This window comes from Thermobifida cellulosilytica TB100, assembly GCF_001517975.1.
GTDB lineage: Bacteria > Actinomycetota > Actinomycetes > Streptosporangiales > Streptosporangiaceae > Thermobifida > Thermobifida cellulosilytica.
Map to the genome: position 1 here is coordinate 337,025 of NZ_KQ950181.1, position 19,121 is coordinate 356,145.

Annotated in this window: 15 protein-coding genes; 11 read left to right on the forward strand and 4 right to left on the reverse strand. The window is 74.2% G+C overall.

Features of this window, described 5'->3' with window-relative positions:
• Positions 1–46: 46 nt before the first annotated feature.
• The 4 genes from AC529_RS07785 to AC529_RS07800 all read right to left on the reverse strand — a co-directional run bounded on the left by AC529_RS07785 (position 47) and on the right by AC529_RS07800 (position 4,092).
• Positions 47–1,369, reverse strand: coding sequence for an aminotransferase family protein (locus AC529_RS07785; RefSeq protein WP_068755114.1), 1,323 nt, complete (start codon positions 1,367–1,369; stop codon positions 47–49).
• Complete coding sequence (locus AC529_RS07790; protein ID WP_068755115.1) at positions 1,362–2,132, reverse strand: class I SAM-dependent DNA methyltransferase; 771 nt, start codon at positions 2,130–2,132, stop codon at positions 1,362–1,364. The genes AC529_RS07785 and AC529_RS07790 overlap by 8 nt, the downstream gene beginning before the upstream one ends.
• Positions 2,133–2,289: 157 nt before the next feature.
• Positions 2,290–2,652, reverse strand: coding sequence for a VOC family protein (locus tag AC529_RS07795; protein WP_068755117.1), 363 nt, complete (start codon positions 2,650–2,652; stop codon positions 2,290–2,292).
• Between the two features lie 96 nt (positions 2,653–2,748).
• Entirely contained in the window at positions 2,749–4,092 is a 1,344-nt protein-coding gene (locus tag AC529_RS07800; protein WP_083948032.1) for a flavin monoamine oxidase family protein, read from the reverse strand.
• 169 nt (positions 4,093–4,261) lie between these two features.
• Between AC529_RS07800 and AC529_RS07805 the strand changes: the two genes are divergently transcribed.
• From AC529_RS07805 to AC529_RS07855, 11 genes are all read left to right on the forward strand, one after another.
• Positions 4,262–5,218, forward strand: coding sequence for a DUF1702 family protein (locus AC529_RS07805; RefSeq protein ID WP_083948033.1), 957 nt, complete (start codon positions 4,262–4,264; stop codon positions 5,216–5,218).
• A complete protein-coding gene (locus tag AC529_RS07810; RefSeq protein ID WP_198156346.1) occupies positions 5,208–7,130 on the forward strand; it encodes a CRTAC1 family protein in 1,923 nt (640 codons plus the stop codon). The genes AC529_RS07805 and AC529_RS07810 overlap by 11 nt, the downstream gene beginning before the upstream one ends.
• Entirely contained in the window at positions 7,127–8,047 is a 921-nt protein-coding gene (locus tag AC529_RS07815; protein ID WP_068755122.1) for an enediyne biosynthesis protein UnbU, read from the forward strand. Before AC529_RS07810 ends, AC529_RS07815 begins: the two co-directional genes overlap by 4 nt.
• Positions 8,047–13,773 carry a type I polyketide synthase gene (locus tag AC529_RS07820; protein WP_068755124.1) on the forward strand — a complete coding sequence of 1,909 codons (5,727 nt, stop codon included), beginning with the start codon at positions 8,047–8,049 and terminating at the stop codon, positions 13,771–13,773. Before AC529_RS07815 ends, AC529_RS07820 begins: the two co-directional genes overlap by 1 nt.
• Complete coding sequence (locus AC529_RS07825; RefSeq protein ID WP_068755126.1) at positions 13,766–14,215, forward strand: acyl-CoA thioesterase; 450 nt, start codon at positions 13,766–13,768, stop codon at positions 14,213–14,215. Before AC529_RS07820 ends, AC529_RS07825 begins: the two co-directional genes overlap by 8 nt.
• A 41-nt stretch (positions 14,216–14,256) precedes the next feature.
• Positions 14,257–14,919: a hypothetical protein gene (locus tag AC529_RS07830; RefSeq protein ID WP_068755128.1), complete on the forward strand. Its 663-nt coding sequence runs from the start codon at positions 14,257–14,259 to the stop codon at positions 14,917–14,919.
• A 79-nt stretch (positions 14,920–14,998) separates the two neighbouring features.
• Complete coding sequence (locus AC529_RS07835; RefSeq protein ID WP_068755130.1) at positions 14,999–16,189, forward strand: glycosyltransferase; 1,191 nt, start codon at positions 14,999–15,001, stop codon at positions 16,187–16,189.
• A complete protein-coding gene (locus AC529_RS07840; protein WP_068755132.1) occupies positions 16,186–17,058 on the forward strand; it encodes a carbohydrate kinase family protein in 873 nt (290 codons plus the stop codon). The genes AC529_RS07835 and AC529_RS07840 overlap by 4 nt, the downstream gene beginning before the upstream one ends.
• Positions 17,055–17,636 (forward strand): LuxR C-terminal-related transcriptional regulator, encoded by a 582-nt coding sequence (locus tag AC529_RS07845; protein ID WP_068755134.1) that lies wholly within the window; start codon positions 17,055–17,057, stop codon positions 17,634–17,636. Before AC529_RS07840 ends, AC529_RS07845 begins: the two co-directional genes overlap by 4 nt.
• The gene (locus AC529_RS20410) at positions 17,633–18,121 is read left to right on the forward strand and encodes an adenylyltransferase/cytidyltransferase family protein (RefSeq protein WP_068755136.1); all 489 of its coding nucleotides are present in this window, start codon (positions 17,633–17,635) and stop codon (positions 18,119–18,121) included. Before AC529_RS07845 ends, AC529_RS20410 begins: the two co-directional genes overlap by 4 nt.
• Positions 18,114–19,121: an NAD-dependent epimerase/dehydratase family protein gene (locus tag AC529_RS07855; RefSeq protein WP_068755138.1), complete on the forward strand. Its 1,008-nt coding sequence runs from the start codon at positions 18,114–18,116 to the stop codon at positions 19,119–19,121. The genes AC529_RS20410 and AC529_RS07855 overlap by 8 nt, the downstream gene beginning before the upstream one ends.

Sequence of the window (19,121 nt, forward strand, 5' to 3'; positions counted from 1 at the left end):
TGTCTCCCGGGCGGCACCGCCCGGGAGACACCGGCAGCTCCACCGGTCAGACGAAGCCCTTCGCCGGGTCCGGAGGGGACCAGCCGTCGGCGAGAGCGGACAGGGCGCCGTCCAGGGCCGCGCAGATCTCGTCGACGTCGCCCTGCTCCACGACCAGGGGCGGGATCACCATGAGCGCGGGGACCGCGTTCAGCACGGCGACCAGGACGCCCCGGTCCTCCGCGGCCAGCCGGACCTTGTTGACGAACCAGGGGTCCTGGGCCGCGGCCTCGGCGAACTCCACCGCGTACATCAACCCCGTGCCGCGCACCGCGGTGACGGACGGATGCCGGGCGGCGATCTCCTGGAGCCCGGTGTGCAGCCGCTTGCCCTGCTCTGCGACGTTGGCGAACACCTCCCCGTCCGCCAGGACGTCCAGGACGGCCAGCGCCGCGCCCAGCGCGACGGGGTGCCCGTCGTGGGTGGACCCGGCGGCGAAGAAGCGCTCCAGCGGCGCGTCGTAGAGGGTCCGGTAGATCCGCTCCGACAGGCAGACCGCGGACACGCCCGCGTAGCCGCTGGTGAGCCCCTTGCCCAGGAGCAGCAGGTCCGGAGTGAGGCCGAGCTGCTCGCAGCGCGTGTAGGCGCCCACGCGCCCCATGCCGGTGGTGACCTCGTCGACCACCAGGTGGATGTCGTGCTCGCGGCAGAACGCGGCCAGGCGGTGCAGGTAGTCGCGGCCCAGCACGTGGCCGCCCTCCCCGATGACCGGCTCCACGACCACCGCGCTGATCCGCTCGGGACCGTAGTCGCCGAGGATCGACGCGAACGCCTCCTCGCCTCCCGGCGCGTGGGGGCCGGGGACGTGGATCACCTCGGGCAGCAGCGGCCCCGCGTGGTAGTGGAGGTAGGGCAGGCCGGTGAGGGCGCTCGCGCCGGGACCGAAGCCGTGGAAGCCGCCCCACATGCTCACCACGGTGTTCTTGTGCGGCTGGCCCTCCAGCAGGCGGACGTGGCGGGACAGCAGCGCGGCCGTCTCGACGGCCTGGGCCCCGTTGCTCTGGAAGCGGATGTGCTCGATGCCCTCGGGCAGCCGGGAGGCCAGGGCCGCGGCGCACTCCACGGCGATCCCGGTCGGCCGGCCGTAGCCCCACATGCTGCCGTAGGACAGCCGCTCCACCTGCTCGCGCACCGCCGCGACCAGCGCCGGGTGGCGGTAGCCGAGCGTCACGTTCCAGAAGCCGGACCGCGCGTCGAGGAACCAGCGCCCCCCGGCGTCGCGCACCCGCACCCCCTCGCCCTCGACGATCAGCTCGTCGGGGTCCAGGTAGGACAGGTGCGCGGCCATGGCGGTGCTGTTCCACAGCTTGAAGGACCCCGGGTCAATCATCGCCGCCTCCCGGCTTCTCGTACACCGAGATGTTGACGACGCTGGTGGAGCTGAACGGGGTGCGGTCCCAGTCGCTCCACCGCTCCCGCAGCCGCAGCCCCGCCATCTGCGCCATCAGGTCCAGCTCCGCGGGCCAGGCGTACCTCACCGGCACCGGCAGCAGCCGCACCGAGCCGTTCTCGAAAGACACCTGCTGCATGAACATCCGCTGCTCGGCGCGGTTGTGGTCGACGATCCACAGGCCGACGCGGTCGGCGCTCACACTCTCGACGAACACGCCGTGCTCGTCCTCGTCCATCCGGGGGACCCGGGCCGGGACCTCGATGACGAAGAGGCCGCCGGGCGTGAGCCGACGGGCCACGTTGCGGAAGCAGCGCACCTGCTCCTCCTGCGACTCCAGCAGGAACAGGGTGTTGTCGACGCAGGTGATCAGGGAGAAGCGGGCCTCCTCGTCGCCGACGTCGGCGTCGGCCAGGTCGCCCTGGACCACCGTGATCCGTTCCGAGCCGGGTTTGGCGCGCAGCTGCTCGATCATCTCCGGGGAGGCGTCGATCCCGGTCACCTGGAGCCCTGACGCCGCCAGGGGGACCGCCACCCGGCCGGTGCCGACACCGAGCTCCAGGACCGGCCCGTCCCCCGCGAGCTTGCGCAGCGTGGTCAGGCACTCGTCAGAGCTCTCGACCCCGTACCAGGCGTCGAACACGTCGGCGATCCCGTCGCCGTAGGCGGCTTTTCCGCCGGTCACGCTCTGCTTCTTGGTCATGGGCTCACTGTAGGGAGCGCCCCCGGCCGAGCACATGAAGCTTAAGGACCAAGCCTGGGACGGAAACGGGCCGGGGAGAACGGCCGCGGGGGCGGAGGCCGGTCTCGGCCTCCGCCCCCGCGGGACGGACACGTCGGGTCCTCCGGTCGCGACCAGGTCAGCCCAGCGCCTGGACCAGGGTGAGGCGGTGGGTCTCCGGCCCCCTGAAGTCGGTCCAGGCCAGCGCGCCCTCGATCTCCTGGACCTCGCCGTGCTCGACCTCCAGCTCGGTGAGGCGGTCCCGCGCGGACTTGAGGTCCGCCACGCCCAGCATCAGCTTGCACCCGGCCTCGGCGGCGTCCTCGTCGCCGGTGGTGAGCATGAGGTTGACGTTCGGCGCGAGCTCGAACTCGACGTTGTCGGGGGCGGGCTCGCCGATCGGCTCCTTGCCCAGGACCCTGGTGTACCAGGCCCGGGCCGCCTCCAGGTCCTTGACCGGCAGGTTGACGACCACGAGGTTGGGCTCGATGGGGTTGGACATGCTGCTTCCTTTCGATTGTCCGTCTCGGTCGGCGTCCCGCAGGCCCGCCGGCCCTCGCCGGGAGGGTGAGGCCGACACCGGGCGCGGGCGGGCGCCTCACAGCGCGCCGACGATCTCCCGCGCGGCGCGTCTGCCGCTCAGCACCGCGCCGTTCATGCCGCTGTCGTGCGGACTGGTGTGCTCGCCGGCGAAGTGGCAGCCGTCCTCGGGGACGGCCTCGGTCCCGGCCAGATCGCCGAACTGCCCGGGGCGGTAGTAGGCGTAGGAGCCCAGGGACCAGGGGTGGCGCGACCAGTTCCAGGTGGTCGCGCGCCCGGTCCAGTGGGCCGACACGCCGGGGAGCAGGGAGTCGAACTCGGCGAGGAACTCCTCGGCGGCCGTGCGCGCGTCGTCGGCGACCCGGCCGGCCGCGCGCCCGGCACGCAGGTTCACCAGCACGGAGGTGGCGCCTCCGTCCCCCAGCGTCTCGTCCCAGCAGGTCTGGAACCCGGTGTCGGAGACCGACGCGCCGTCGCACCCCGCGGCCAGCCAGGGCCGCCCCCGGAACTCCAGGTGGGTACGGCTGGAGGAGCCCATGCCCAGTTCGTTCACCGCGCGCAGTTTGCGCTCGCTGAGCCCGGCGCCGCTCAGGTCGACCCGGGCGCGCAGCACCGAGAACGGCAGCGCCAGCACCACGCGGTCCGCGCGCACCTCCCGCACCGCCGCACCGTGGTCGAACACGAGGGTGAACCCCGCGGCGCCGCGGCGGAGCGCGACCAGCGCGTGCCCGAGGTGGATCCGGTCGGGCAGCAGGTCGGCGAGCCGGGCGGTGATCAGGTCGGTCCCGCCGCACACCGCGTAGCGGGCGTCGCCGGGGCCGAACAGCTCGAACTCGCCGGGACCGTTGCGTCCCAGCAGGGTCACCAGGTACAGGGCGCTCAGCTCCTCGGCGTCGGCGCCCAACTCCCAGGTGTAGGCGGTCCGCAGCAGGCGGTTGAGGCGGGAGCCGGGGGTCAGCCGGTCCAGGTACTCCGCGACCGACAGGCGGTCCAGCTCCTGCGCGCGCGGCGTCATCCGCCCGTGGCCGGGGGAGGGGCCCACCGCCAGGTGGTCGGCGCGCACCGTCGGCTGGATCTCCGCGAAGTCGGCCGCCGCGTCCTCCAGGGAGTACGGCCCGCCGTGGCACCACAGCAGGGGGGCCGCCTCCGAGGGCTGCGCCTCGGCCAGGTCCCGGACCTCCAGGCCCAGTTCGGCGATGAGTGAGAGCAGCGCGGTGTGGGAGGAGTCGACGAGCTGGGCGCCGCGTTCGACGTAGCGCCCGTCGGGGAAGGCACCGCGCACGGTCCAGCACCGTCCTCCCACCCGGTCCGACGCCTCGTAGACCTGGACCTCGTGGCCGAAGCGCCGCAATTCCACTGCGCAGGCCAGGCCGGCGAGTCCCGCCCCCACAACAGCAATCATGCGCCCGTTATAACGCACCGGCCTGGTCCCCCGAAAGAAACTACGGGATATCTAGTCCTTTTACAGTACCCCTTTGGTCTCGAAACAGGAAGATTTCCCTATTGGACGGCAAAATGTCGCAATTTACGCTTTGCTGCGTCGGCTGGGCGCCTGATGGAGGGAACTGCGAATGGAGAGCGTCGCCCCGACCCGCTTTCCGTCGCCGCTGCGCAACGGGTTACTGAGAATATCCCCGGACGAGGTGCTGTTCGAGCGCCGCGGATTCCACCGGGGAGACCCCGGCGACGTGGCCCGTCTGGAAAGCGCGGGAGCGGAGTTCGTCCGCGGCTACAGGATCGCCCTGGACGCGCCCGAGGAGGCCGGAGCCAGAATCGCGGCCCGGGAGGGCACCGGTTCCGGTTTCGTCTACGAGGGCGCCGCCATGGCGCTCGCCCTGCTCGACGCGCTCTCCCCCCGCCGGCGCGACCGGCTGCGCGCCTTCCACACCGGGCCCGCGGCGCACAGCGTCTACACCGCCCACGTCGGCTCCGGATGGGCCCTGGCCCGCCTGCCCAAGATCCTGTGGCCGCGGATCCTGCGGCAACTGGACTCGCTGCTGGGCTGGCTGGCCTGGGACGGATACGGCTTCCACCAGCTCTTCTTCGCCCCCGACCGGCCCGTGCGCGCCCCCCTCCCCGGGTACGCGGCGCACGCCGCGGCGCAGGGCGTGGGGCGGGCACTGTGGTTCTCCTGCTGCGCCGACCCCGACCTCATCGCCGTCGAGGTGGCGCGCTACCGGCCGTCCTACCACGGGGACCTGTGGAGCGGCGTGGCCCTGGCCGCGGTCTTCGCCGGAGGGCGCCGGCCCCCGGACCGCCTCCTGGACCTCGCCCCCGCCCACAGGGGCGACCTGGCCCAGGGAGCGGCCTTCGCCGCCAAGGCCCTCACCCTCCTCGGCCCGGTACCCGACCACGCGGAGACGGCCGTCGAGGTCCTGGCGGGCGTCTCCGCCGCACAGGCCGCACAGGTGACCGACATCGAACTCGCCGGGCTTCCGCCGGCAGGCGGTTCCGGACCCCCCTCCTACGAGATCTGGCGGCGCCGGGTGGCCCGAAGGCTGAGCGGAAGGCAGGAACGTGTCCACTGACCGAACGTCAAAGCTGCGACCCTACATCGTGCGCGGCACGGCTCTGCTGCTGATCCTGGCCGCGTTCCTCCTGGCCCGCCCGGCGGGCCCGGGGGAGGCCGAGCAGCAGCGGATCGCCGAGTCCTACCGTTTCACCGCCCTGCCCATCGACCTGCCGCCGGACCTGCCCATGCAGCAGACCCGGCAGGTCCACCCCGACTACGAGCGGATCCAGGCGTGGATCTCCTCGGTGGGGGCGGGGGTCGCACTGACCGACCTGGACGGGGACGGGCTCTCCAACGACCTGTGCTACGTGGACCCCCGCGTGGACCGGGCGATCGTCGCGGCCGCCCCCACCGCCCCGCAGCGGCGCTACCCCGCCTTCGCCCTCGACCTGCAAGGGCTGTACGACGACGACAGCGTGGCCCCCATGGGCTGCCTTCCGGTGGACGCCAACACCGACGGCCGCATGGACCTCGTCGTCTACTACTGGGGGCGCACCCCCACCCTGCACCTGGCCGCCGGCGGGGAGATGACCGCCGAGAACTTCCGGGCCCAGGAACTGCTGCCCGGACTCGAGGAGCGGTGGAACACCAACGCGGCCGTCACCGCCGACTTCGACGGCGACGGACGGCTCGACCTGCTCTTCGGCAACTACTTCCCCGACGGCTCACCGGTGCTCGACGCCGACGGCGAGGGCGAGGTGACCATGCAGCACTCCATGTCGCGCGCCTACAACGCGGGAACCAACCGCCTGCTGCTGGGCACCGGCGACGACGAGGCGCTGTTCCGCGACGCCAGCGACGCCCTCGACGAGGAGATGTCCAACGGGTGGGCGCTGGCGCTGGGAGCCGCCGACCTCGACGGCGACCTCCTGCCCGAGGTCTACATCGCCAACGACTTCGGCCCCGACCGCCTCCTCCACAACCGCTCCACCCCCGGCGAGCCGCGCTTCGCCGTGGTGACCGGCGAGCGCACCCTGACCACGCCCCGCTCCAAGGTCCTCGGCCGGGACTCCTTCAAGGGCATGGGCATCGACTTCGGCGACATCAACCGCGACGGCCACCTGGACATGGTCGTCAGCAACATCACCGAAGAGTACGCGCTCCAGGAGAGCAACTTCGTGTGGACCAGCACCGGCAGCCCCGGCGACCTCGCCGAGGGGCGCGCCCCCTTCGTCGACCGCAGCGAGGACTACGGCCTGGCGCGCAGCGGATGGGGCTGGGACGCGCGGATGGCCGACCTCGACAACGACGGCCACACCGAGGTGGTCCAGGCCGTCGGGTTCGTCGCCGGCGAGGTCAACCGCTGGCCCGAGATCCAGGAGCTGGCGCTGTCCAACGACGAACTGCTGGCCCACCCCGAATCCTGGCCCGCCCTGGGACCCGGCACCGACCTGTCCGGCGACGGCGGGGTGAAGTTCTTCGCCCGCGACGGCGGGGAGGGCGTCTTCGCCGAGGTGTCCGACCTCGTCGGCCTGGGAGAGACCACCGTCAGCCGGGGCATCGCCCTGGGCGACGCCGACGGCGACGGACGGCTCGACATCGCGGTGGCCAACCAGTGGGCGGCACCGGTCTTCTACCGCAACGACTCGCCCGACCCCGGCAGCTTCCTCACCCTGCGCCTGGTGCGCCCCGCCGGCCACGGCACCACCCCCGCCGTGGGCGCCACCGCCCGGGTGGACGTGCCCGGACAGCACCCGCGGATCGGACACGTCGACGGCGGCAGCGGCCACTCCGGCAAACGCGGCCACGAGATCCACCTCGGCCTCGGGGACCACCCCGCCGACACCCCGCTGGACGTGACGGTCGCGTGGCGCGACGACCGGGGCCGCACGCACGAGGAGACCGTCCGGCTGACCCCGGGCTCCCACACGATCCTGCTGACCGAGACCGCGGCCACCGTGCCGTCCGAGACGGGGAGCGACTCATGACCGACGTTCAGGTGCGACCGACCGCAGTCTCCGAGACCCCGCCCCCGGCCCAACGCAAACGGCCGGACGTGCGCATCGCCGCACTGCGCCGGTTCGCCGTGGCCATCACCGTCCTCAACATCGCGGGATACGCCTTCCTCGGCTTCGAACCCGCGCTGATCTGCCCCCTGGTCGCCCTGGCCACCGGCTACACCGTGGACCTCGGCCTGGAGTACCTGGACGCCCGGCTCGCCGGCCGCCGCCCGCGGTTCGCCGGCGGGCCCGTGGCCCTCGTCGACTTCCTGCTGCCCGCGCACATCACCGCACTGGCCGTCAGCATGCTCCTCTACTCGGGCGGCCAGATCTGGGTGGTCGTGTTCGGCGTGGTCGTCGCCCTCGGCTCCAAGGCGGTGCTGCGGGTCCGGATCGGCCGCGGCGAGCGGCACGTGCTCAACCCGTCCAACTTCGGCATCGCCGTCACCCTGTTCACCTTCACCTGGGTGGGCATGGCGCCCCCCTACCAGTTCACCGAGAACACCACCGGGGTGTGGGACTGGGTGCTGCCCGGGATCATCGTGGCCACCGGGACCCTGCTCAACTCCAAACTGACCAAGCGGATGCCGCTCATCGCCGGCTGGGTCACGGGGTTCGCGGCGCAGGCGGTGGCGCGCGCCCTCCTCTTCGGAGCCCCCCTGGCCGCCACGCTCGCCCCCGTCACCGGCCTGGCGTTCGTCCTGTTCACCAACTACATGGTCACCGACCCGGCCACCACCCCCACCCGCCCCCGCAACCAGGTCTTCTTCGGATTCGCGGTCGCCGCCATCTACGGCGTGCTCACCTCGATGCACGTGGCCTTCGGCATGTTCTTCGCCCTCGTGGTGGTCTGCGCGGTGCGCGGACTCTACCTGTACGGGACGTCCCGACGGGAGGTGGCGTGATGCCGCACATCGCCATCGTCGGAATGGCCTGCCGCTACGCAGGCGCGGCCTCGCCCGCGGAACTGTGGGACAACGCGCTCGCCGGCCGCCGGGCCTTCCGCCGGATCCCGCCCGAACGCCTCGACCTGGCCGACTACTACGGAGAAGACGACCCGGACCGGATCCCCCTCACCCACGCCGCGGTCATCGACGGCTACGAGTTCGACCGCGTCGCCTTCGGAGTCTCGGGCCCCACCTACCGCAGCACCGACCTGACCCACTGGCTGGCCCTGGACATGGCCGCCCGGGCGCTGGCCGACGCCGGACTGCTCCACGGCGGCCAGGCCGACCCCGACACGGCCGACCGCACCGCCGTCTACGTCGGCAACACCCTGACCGGCGAGTTCACCCGCGCCCACGTGCTGCGCACCCGCTGGCCCTTCGTACGGCGGATCACCGCCCGGCTGCTCGCCGAACGCGGCATCGACGACCCCGGACTGCTGGAGGAGCTGGGGCGGCGCTTCCGCGACACCTTCCCCGTCCCCGACAGCGACACCCTGGCCGGCAGCCTGTCCAACACGATCGCAGGCCGGATCTGCTCCCACTTCGGCTTCGGCGGCGGCGGGTACACCGTGGACGGCGCCTGCGCCGCCTCGCTGCTGGCGGTCATCAACGGCTGCGAGGAACTGGCCGCAGGCCGGGCGGACATCGTCGTCGCGGGCGGAGTGGACCTCAGCATCGACCCGTTCGAGATGGTGGGCTTCGCCCGGACCGGCGCGCTCGCCCGCGAGCAGATGAGGGTCTTCGACCGCCGCTCCCAGGGGTTCTGGCCCGGCGAGGGCTGCGGCATGCTCGTGCTCACCCGACTCGACGACGCCCTGGCCCGCGGACTGCGCCCCTACGCGGTCCTGCGCGGCTGGGGGATCTCCTCGGACGGCAGCGCCGGCATCACCCGCCCCGACACCGCCGGGCAGCGCCGCGCCCTCGAGCGCGCCTACCGCAGGGCCGGCTTCGGCGCCGACACGGTCGCCTACTTCGAGGCGCACGGAACCGGCACCGCCGTGGGAGACCGGACCGAACTGGCGGCGCTGACCCAGACCGTCGGAGCCCCCGGCAGCCCGCGCGCCGCGATCGGCTCCGTCAAGGCGCTCATCGGCCACACCAAGGCCGCCGCCGGCGCCGCGGGCCTCATCAAGGCCGCGATGGCGGTGCACACCCAGGTGCTGCCGCCCACCGTGGGCTGCGAGGACCCGCACGAACTGCTCACCGGGCCGCAGGCCGTGCTGCGCATCCTCCGCGAACCCGAACCCTGGCCCGCCGACCGGCCGCTGCGCGCCTCGGTGAGCGCGATGGGCTTCGGCGGCATCAACACCCACGTCACCCTGGAAGGGGTCAGCGCGCACCGGCGCCGCGGACTGGACCCGCGCACCGCACGCCTGGGCGCCACCCCCCAGGACCGCGAACTCTTCCTGTTCGACGGGGCCTCGCCCGAGGAACTGCGGGAGAACCTGCGCCGCACCGCCGAGCAGGCGGCCCTGCTCTCCCAGGCCCAGATGGCCGACCTGGCCGCCCGGCTGGCCCACGGCCGCGGCGCGGGCCGCCACCGGGCCGCGGTCGTGGCCGCCACCCCCGAGGAGCTGGTCGCGGCCCTCGACACGGCGGCCGAGGCGGTCGGATCCGGGCGGCGGCTCCTGGGCCCCCGCGTGTTCACCGCCCCGCCCCGCCCCGACGGCGCCCCGCCCGTCATCGGCCTGCTGTGCTCGGGACAGGCCGCACGCGCCGGACGCGGCGGCGGCGCACTGGCCCGCCGCTTCCCCGAGGTCGCCGAACTCTACGACCGCTGCACCCCGCCCGAGGGAGACCCCGCCGACACCGCCGTCGCCCAGCCCAGGATCACCACGGCCACCGTCGCCTCCCTCATCGCCCTCGACACGCTCGGCATCCGCCCCGCGCTCGCCGTGGGCCACAGCCTCGGCGAACTCGCGGCCCTGCACTGGGCGGGCGCCGTCGACCGGGACGACCTGCTGCGGCTGGCCGGAGAGCGGGGCGCCGCGATGGCCGCCCTGCCCGGCGAGCACGGCGCCATGGCCTCGGTGGCGGCCCCCGCCGCCGAGGTCGAGGCGCGGCTGCCCGAGGGAACCGTGGTCGCCTGCGTGAACGGACCCAACGCCACGGTCGTCTCCGGCCGCACCCCAGCGGTCGACCAGGTGGTGCGCGACCTGGGCGCGGTCCGGCTGCCGGTCTCCCACGCCTTCCACTCGCCGCTCGTCGCCCCCGCCGCGGCCTCCTTCCGCCGCGTCCTCGACGGCGTCCCCCTCGGCGCGCCCCGCCGCCGCGTGCTGTCCACGGTGACCGGCGCTCCCCTGGACCCCGGCACCGACCTGCGCGCCCACCTCACCCGGCAGATCACCGCCCCGGTGCGCTTCACCGACGCGGTGGCCGCCGCCGGACCGGTCGACTGCTGGATCGAGGCCGGCCCCGGACACATCCTCACCGGCCTGGTCGCGGACCTGGGCCAGACCGCCTTCGCCGTGGACGCCGGAAGCGCGTCGCTGTCCGGGCTGCTGCGCGCCGCCGCCGCGGCCTGGGCGCTCGGCCAGGACGTGCGGCCCGAGGCGCTGTTCGAGGGCCGCCTCCTGCGGCCGCTCCCCGCCGACCACCGGCCGGTCTTCCTGGCCAACCCGTGCGAGTCCGCGCCGCGCGACACCGCACCCGCACCGGCCCCGCGGCCCGCCCCGGCATCCCGGCCCCCGACCCCGCAGGCCGCCGACCGCCCCGCAGACCCCGCGGACCCCGGGGACGACCCGGTCGAGGTGGTGCGGCGGGTGGTCGCGGAACGGGTCGAACTCCCGCTGGGCGCGGTCACCGCCGACAGCAGGCTCGCCGCCGACCTCCACCTCAACTCCATCACGGTCGCCCAACTGGTCGCCGAGTCCGCCCGGCGCCTGGGCGTCCCGGTGCCGCCCCACGTCACCGAGTACGCCGGGGCCAGCGTCGCCGAGATCGCCGAGGCGCTCGGCAACGCCGCCGACGGCGCCGGAGCGGACGAGCAGGAGGACACCGTCGCGGGCGTCGAGCCGTGGGTGCGGGTCTTCACCGTCGAGGACGCCCAGCGGCCGCTCCCCGCCCCGCGCGGCACCGGCACCGTCCGCGGCCGTCCGCGCGTGGTCGCGGCCCCGGGCGACCGGCTGGCCGCCGAACTCGCCGAAGCCGACCTGGGGGAGGACACGCTGGTGCTGTGCCCCCCGCCGGACCGGGAGCCCGCCGACGCCACCGGGCTGTTCGCGGCCGCCGCAGAGGCGGTGCGCCGGGCACGGCGGCTCGTCGTGGTCCAGGTCGCCGACGGCGGCCCGTACTCCTCGGGCGCGGCGTTCGCCCGGAGCGTGCACCTGGAGACCGGGCTGCCCACCGCGGTGGTCACCGTCTGCCGCGACGACAGCAGGGCGGCAGCGCAGGTGACCCGGGAGGTCCACGCCCTGACCGACTACAGCGAGTGCCGCTACCACCCCGACGGCAGCCGCACGGTCCCCGTCCTGCGCCCCCGGCCGCTGGGCGACCAGCGGCCGGAGGAGCCGCCGTTCAGCGCCGAGGACGTGCTGCTCGTCTCCGGCGGAGGCAAGGGCATCGGCCTGGAGTGCGCCCGCGAACTGGCCCTGCGGACCGGGGTCCGCCTCGCCCTGCTCGGCCGCTCCGACCCCGACACCGACCCCGAACTGGCGGCCGGCCTGCGCAGGCTCACCGAGGACGGCGTCGTCTTCGGCTACGAGCGGGCCGACGTGTGCGACGCGGCGGCGGTGCGCGAAGCGGTCGCACGGCTCGGCACCGCGCTCGGACCGGTCACCGCGGTGCTGCACGCCGCCGGGGTCAACACCCCGACCCCGCTGGACCGGCTGGACCGCGCGGAACTGGACCGCACCGTCGCCACCAAGATCGCGGGGGCGCGCAACCTCCTCGCCGCGGTCGACCGCGACCGCCTGCGCTGCTTCGTCGCCTTCGGCTCCCTCATCGCCCGGACCGGCCTGCCCGGCGAGGCGCACTACGCCCTGGCCAACGAGTGGCTGGGCGCCCTGACCGAGCATCTGCGCCGCGACCTGCCGCACTGCCGGTGCCTGGCCGTCGACTGGTCGGTGTGGGCCGGCGGCGGCATGGGGGAGCGGCTGGGAGTGCTGGACGCGCTGGTGCGCCGGGGCATCGACCCCATCCCCCTGGACACGGGGGTGGACCTGTTCCACCGGCTGCTCGCGGCCCCCGACCTGTCCGGCGGCGTCGTGGTCACCGGACGCTACGGCGACGCGCCGACGCTGCGCGGCGAACCGGTCGACCTGCCGATGCTGCGCTACCTGGAACGCCCCCGCCGCCTCGTGCCGGGCGTGGAGTTCGTGGCCGACGTCCAGGTCTCCTCCCTCACCGACCGCTACCTGGACCACCACGCCTTGGAGGGGCAGCGGCTGCTGCCCGCGGTGCTCGGCCTGGAGGCCATGGCCCAGGCCGCGGCGGTGCTGGCCGGCACCACCGAACCCCCGGTGTTCACCGACGTCTCCTTCGCCGCCCCCGTCGTGGTGCCCCGCGACGAGGAGGTGACGCTGCGGGTGGCCGCCCTGCTCCGCCCGGACGGAACGGTGCGGACCGTGCTGCGCAGCTCCACCACCCGGTTCGCGGTCGACCACTTCACCGCGTCCTGCGCGGCCAAGAACGGCGCCTCCGCCGAGCGGGCCGTGCCGCCGGAGCCGGTGGCGGAGGAACCGGTGCCGCTGCGGCCGGACGAGGAGCTCTACGGCAGCCTGCTGTTCCAGGACGGCCCGCTGCGGCGCGTCCGCGCCTACCGCGCACTCAGCGGCTACGGCTGCGTGGCCGAACTCGCCGGGGACGGCTCCTGCCACTGGTTCGCCCCGCACCTGCCCCCCACCCTGCTGCTGGGGGACCCCGGACGCAGGGACGCCGCCATCCACGCGCTCCAGGCGTGCCTGCCCGGCACCCGGCTGCTGCCGGTCGGCGTGGAGCGGATCACCGTCTTCGGCACCGCCCCCGCCGACGCCGTCCTGCACGCCCGGGAGCGCGAGGCCTCCGACCAGGAGCACGTCTTCGACTTCGACGTCGTCGACTCCTCGGGGACGCTGCTGGAGCGCTGGGAGGGCCTGCGGCTGCGCGTGATGGGCGCCGGACCGGAGCGGATCGCGCCCGCGCTGCTCGCCCCCCACCTGCAACGGCGCGTCCGGGACTGGTGCGACGTGGGGGACCTGCGCATGACCGTCGAGATCGGCGGCACCCGGGTGCAGCGCCGCGCCCGCGGCGTCCGGCGGCTCCTCGGCCCCGACGTCGTGGTGCGGGGACGCGGCGACGGGCGCCCCGAGGTCTCCACCGGCGCGCTGGTCTCGGTGACCCACAGCGGCGACCTCACGATGGTGGCCACGGCTCCCGGACCCGTGGGAGTCGACCTGGTCCGCAGGGACGCCGACGGCGTCGACTCCGTCCCGTGGGACGACCTGCTCGGCGCGGACGGCACGGCGCTGGCCGAGGTGCTGGCGGAGGCCGCCCCCGGGGAGGACCCGCAGACCGCCAGGGCCCGCGTCTGGGCGGCCCGCGAAGCCCTCCGCAAGTGCACGGGAAGCCCGGCGGGACCGCTGGTCCTGCGCCGCCGGGAGGGCCGCTGGACGGTCCTGGCCTCCGGCGCCGTCACCGTCATCACCCACGCCGACAGCGAGTCCGTCGCCGCGGTGGCGGCGGAGGGGAGGCTGCGCGATGCCTGACGTCTTCGAGTACCGCCACGTGGTCACCCTGGAGGAGACCAACCAGTTGGGGAACGTGTACTTCGCCCACTTCCTGCGCTGGCAGGGGCACTGCCGCGAGCTGTTCCTGCGCCGCACGGCCCCCGAGGTGCTGGACTCCCTCGATCACGAGCACGCCCTCGTCACGGTGCGGGCCGCGTGCGACTACCTGGACGAACTGGTCGCCTTCGACGAGGTCACCCTGCGGATGCGGGTCGGCGAGGTCGTCCAGAACCGCATGACCTTGTTGTTCGAGTACTGGCGGACCAGCGGGGCCGAGGCCCTGATGGCCCGCGGAGAGCAGCAGGTGGCCTGGCTGCGCCGGACACCCAGCGGGTTCGAGCCGCTGCCGGTGCCCCAGACGCTGCTCCGCGCAATCGACGCCTACCTGGCCGAACCGGTCCGGACGGGTTGGCGCAACTGAAGGGGCCGGAAACCGACCGAAGAGAGGAAGGAAAGCAGGCAATGACGGTCACCGACAACCTGCGGGAGCGGCTGCGGGAGGCCGACCCGGCCCTCGCAGCCGAGCTGCTGCACTCCAAGACCAGCCACCTGGTCGACGTGATGATCCCCCGCCGGGCCCTGACGGACGGCTCCCTCGGCTTCAAGGCGCGGGTCGAGACCACCATCACGCTGAAGCTCGGCGACGACCCCGCCGCCGACACCCCCGAGGAGACCATGACCCTGGTCTGCGAGTCGTCCGAGATCCGGCTGCACGACCCGGTGCTGACCCTGGACGGCGCGCTGCGCCTGGACCTGGAGACCCTCACCTACGAGGCGGTGGGCACCAGCACCGAGCTGTGGCCCGGTGAGACCGTCCGTCTCCTGGTCGGCCGCGGCATCGACCCGATGATGCGGCCCACGTTCGGCCGCCTGGAGGTGGGCCCGCTGGTCAACTTCGGCACCGACCCGGTCCGCAGCGTGCAGGAGGTGTACGTGATGGCCGAGACCCCGCTGGGCCGGCTCACCAACCGGGAGCCCGCGATCATGCACTGCGACCTGACCCGTATCCCCCCGCTCGGCCAGCCCTACCGCCAGCAGGGCAACGTCGAGCTGTACGACGAGTCCGGCCGCCTGGTGTGCCTGAAGACCATGACCGAGAGCCAGTTGGTCCGGCTGGTGGACTGATCCCCCGAACCAGGCCGGTGGGCGCCGCGGCGCCCACCGGCCGCCCCTCCCGCCCGGCCAGCACGGAAAGGCGCCCCCTATGCGCATCCTGTTCACGACCCTGCCCGTGGAGACGCACCTACGACCGCTCGTCGCGGTGGCATACGCGGCCCAGCGCCGGGGGCACGAGGTCGCCGTCTGCGCCCCCGCCACGTTCCAGGAGGAGGTCGAACGCTACGGGCTCCGCTTCCTCCCCGCCGGACACGACTGGATCACCGGCATGCTCGAACCGCTCGTGGAGGCCAGGAGGATCCCGCCGCAGGAGCTGACCCTCCTGATGAACCGCCTGGTCACCCAGGGAATCCCCGGCAAGGGCGCCCTGGCGATGGCCGAGGAGGTGCTGGAGCGCTCCCGCGAGTTCACCCCCGACATCGTGGTCCGGGAAGCCTACGAGCTCGGCGGCTACCTGGCGGCGGAGGTCCTGGGCGTCCCGCACGCCTCGATCGGGGTGGTGGGGCGCATCACCGAGTTCCTCGACCTGGCCCTCCTGGCACCCCCGCTGGGGGAGCGCCGCCAGGAACTGGGCCTTCCCCCCGACCCCGACGGCAGCCGCGTCTACGCCTACCTGCACGCCCACTTCATGCCGCCGCACTACGACCCGGCGGAGACGGCCATCCCCACCCTGCGCTGCTACCGGCACCACACGGTGGACCTGCCCGGCGACCGGCTGCCGGACCTCGTCACCGGGCTGGACCCCGCCCGCCCGCTGGTCTACGCCAGCCTCGGCACGGTGGCCCCGCTGTTCCGCGCGGCCGACGGCCACCTGGCGATGATCATCGAAGGGCTGGGGCAACTGGACTGCGAGGCGGTCGTGGCCGTCGGAGCGGGCAAGAAGCCCGCGGACCTGGGCACAGCGGTCCCCGACAACGTGCACGTGGTCGACGTGATCGCCCAGCCCCTGCTGCTCGACACGGTCGACCTGCTGGTCACCCACGCCGGGTTCACCAGCGTCCGCGAGGCCCTGCGCGCCGGGGTCCCCATGGTCGCCATCCCGTGGATCGCCGAGAACCACCTGATCGCGCGGACCTGCTCCGAACAAGGGCTCGCCGTCGAACTGGACTGGGAGACCCTGGACGCGGCACAGGTGGCGCACGCCTGCCGCACGGTGCTGTCCGACCCCGGCTACCGGGCGCGGGCCCGGGCCATGCAGCGGAGCATGCTGGCCCTGCCCCCTCTGGACGTCCTCGTCACCGACCTGGAGGAGCTGGCGGCGCGGGGAGCGCACCGGTGACCCTCTACCAGGTCGTCGGAGGCACCTACCGGGACGACGTCTACCGGCTCGACTCCGCCTTCGAGTTCGACGTGAGCCTCAACGCCCGCGCGCACGAGAGCTCCCCCGGCGGCCCGGGACTGTGCCTGGCGGTCGCGCTGCGCCGCCTCGGCGCCGACGTCCTCCTGGACACCGTGGTCGGCGACGGCCCCGACACCCGGGCGGCGCTGGAGGTGCTGGCCGCGGAGGGCGTCCGGGTCCGCGCGCGGCACAGCCCCGGCCCCCTCGACCACTCCGTCACCCTGATCGACGCGGGACTGGACTCGGTGGTGGCCACCCACCGGTCGCAGCCGCGTCCGGTGCTCGACCGGGTGGACCCCGGCGCCGACGTCGTCCTCGTCTGCTCGCCCACGGTGCTGCGGGGCCTGGCCGCACGGCTGGAGGGGCGGCGGATCGTGCTGCACCCCCACGCCCAGCAGTGCCGCGAACTGTGCGCCCTGCCCCGGCAGGAGCGCGCGGCCCTGCTCGGCGCGGTCGACCTCCTGGTGGTCAACGAGCACGAGTACGACCTGATCGCGCCGCTGCCCGAGATCGGCGCCGTCCCCGCGCTCGTCGTCACCCGCGGCCCCCGCGGCAGCACGCTGCTGACCGCGGACGGCGCGCGCGTCGAACGCCCCGCCTCGCCCACCGCGACACCCCCGGTCAACACCAACGGCGCGGGCGAGGCGTTCACCGCGGCCCTGCTGGCGGCACGGGACGCGGGACACGACTGGCCCCGGGCGCTGGAGCTGGCGGCGGACCACGCCGGACGCCACGTCGCGGAGGCCGCCTCGCTGGGCTTCCCCCGAACCCGGATCGCAGCCCCGATCCACCTTGGAGCACACCCATGAACAACCGCCCCACCGTCGCGGTGGTGGACCGATGCAGCCTGTACGCCCAGAGCGTGGCCGCCTGGCTCCGGCAGTTGGGACTGGCCGCCACCGGGCACCACGACGTCTCCGACGGGGTCGACTGGAACGGCTACGACGTGGTGGTCATGAACGTCGCCTACCCGGGCAGCGCCGGGCTCGTGGCCCGGCTGGCCGCCTCGGGCGGCCCCGCCACGATCGTCGTCGGCTCCGGCGAACGCCACGAGTCCGTGGTCCGGTGCCTTCAGGCCGGGGCCGCGGGCTTCGTCTCGGCGACCGAGTCCATCGACAGCCTGGCCGCGGCGATCACCGAGACGGCCCGCCGCGGCAGCCTCGGCGGCAGGCGGCTCACCTCGCGGCAGACCCAGGTGCTCGCCCTGATCGCGGCCGGCCGCTCCAACCGGGAGATCGCCGTCCGGCTGGGCATCCGGCTGCACACCGTCAAGAACCACGTCCACGCCATCCTGGAGAAGCTGGAGGCGGGCAGCCGGGCCGAGGCCGCGGCGCGCTTCGTGGGAGCGGCGGGCCTGGCCCGCACGGCCGCCTGGAGCCACCGGTGAGCCGGCCGCGCACGGACAAGGTGGTCGACCTCGCGGAGTTCGCGCAGACCGCCGAGCGGGCGCGCGCGGCGGGCCGCACCGTCGCCCTGTGCCACGGCTGCTTCGACCTGCTGCACGTGGGGCACGTCCACCACTTCGACCAGGCGTCCCGCCTCGCCGACGTGCTGCTCGTCAGCGTCAGCGCCGACAGCGTCTGCGCCAAGGGGCCGGGACGCCCCGCCTTCACCCTGGACGAGCGCATGGCGGTGATCGCCGCACTGGAGGCGGTCGACCGGGTGTGCGCGGCCCCCGGCCCCACCGCGATCGAAGTGATCAGGGCGGTGCGCCCGCACCTGTACGTCAAGGGCCCCGACTACCGGCACTGCCCCGGGGCGCGGCTGCGCGCCGAGGCGGCGGTCGTCGAGGAGCTCGGGGGGCGCCTGGTCCACACCGACGACCGTGTCACCTCCTCCTCGACGGAGCTGTTTCGGAGGTTCCATGTCTGACACTTCTTCCTCCGCCCGCCCCGCCCCCGCCGGCCTGCGGGTGCTGGTGACGGGCGGCTGCGGGTTCATCGGCAGCCACGTGGTGCGCGGGCTCGCCGAGGCGGGCGCCGAGGTGACCGTCCTGGACACCCTGGACGGCTACGGGTTCGACTACGGCGCCCGCTTCGGCGTCCGGGAGCGGGCGCGGATCGTCCGGGGCGACGCCGCCGACCCCGACGTCGTGCGGCCGCTGGTCGCCGAGGCCGACGCGGTGGTGCACGCGGCCGCGTGCGCGGACGTGGCCGCCTGCACCAGGGACCCGCGGCGCGACTTCGCCAGCATGGCGGCGACGCAGACGGTGCTGGAGGCGGCACGCGACGCGTCCCTGCAACGCCTGGTCATCGCCTCCTCGGCGCAGGTCTACGGGGACCGCCCCCACGACGGGTCCCGTTTCCGGGAGGGCGACCCGCTGGGGGAGCCGGGGCTGTTCTACGCCAACTCCAAGACGTGGTCGGAGCGGCAGGCCCGCCTCTACGGGAAGCTGTTCGGCGTCCCGGTCACCGTGCTGCGCTACTTCAGCGTCTACGGGCCCCACCAGGTGCCCAAGCAGGGCAGCCACAGCTGGTGCGCGGCGATCTTCGCGATGCGGGCGCTCAAAGGGCTGCCTCTGGTGGTCCACGGCGACGGCTCCCAGGTCCGCGACCTGGTGTCGGTGGCCGACGTGGCGGGCGCCACGATCGCGGCCCTGACGGCTCCCGGGGCGGTGGGGGCCACGGTGAACGTGGGGACCGGAAGGGCCACGTCGATCGCCGAGCTGGCACGGCAGGTGGCCGGGCTGGTCCCGGGGACCACGGTCGAGTTCGGCCCCCGCCCCGCGGGGGACCCCCAGGGGGCCGCCGCCGACGTCACGCTGATGCGCGAGCTGCTGGGGTGGTCCGACTGGGTCGACCTGCGCCGAGGGCTGGCCGACTACCTCGACTGGGTCGACGCCAACCCCGACCTGGTCCCGGAGTGGCTGTGA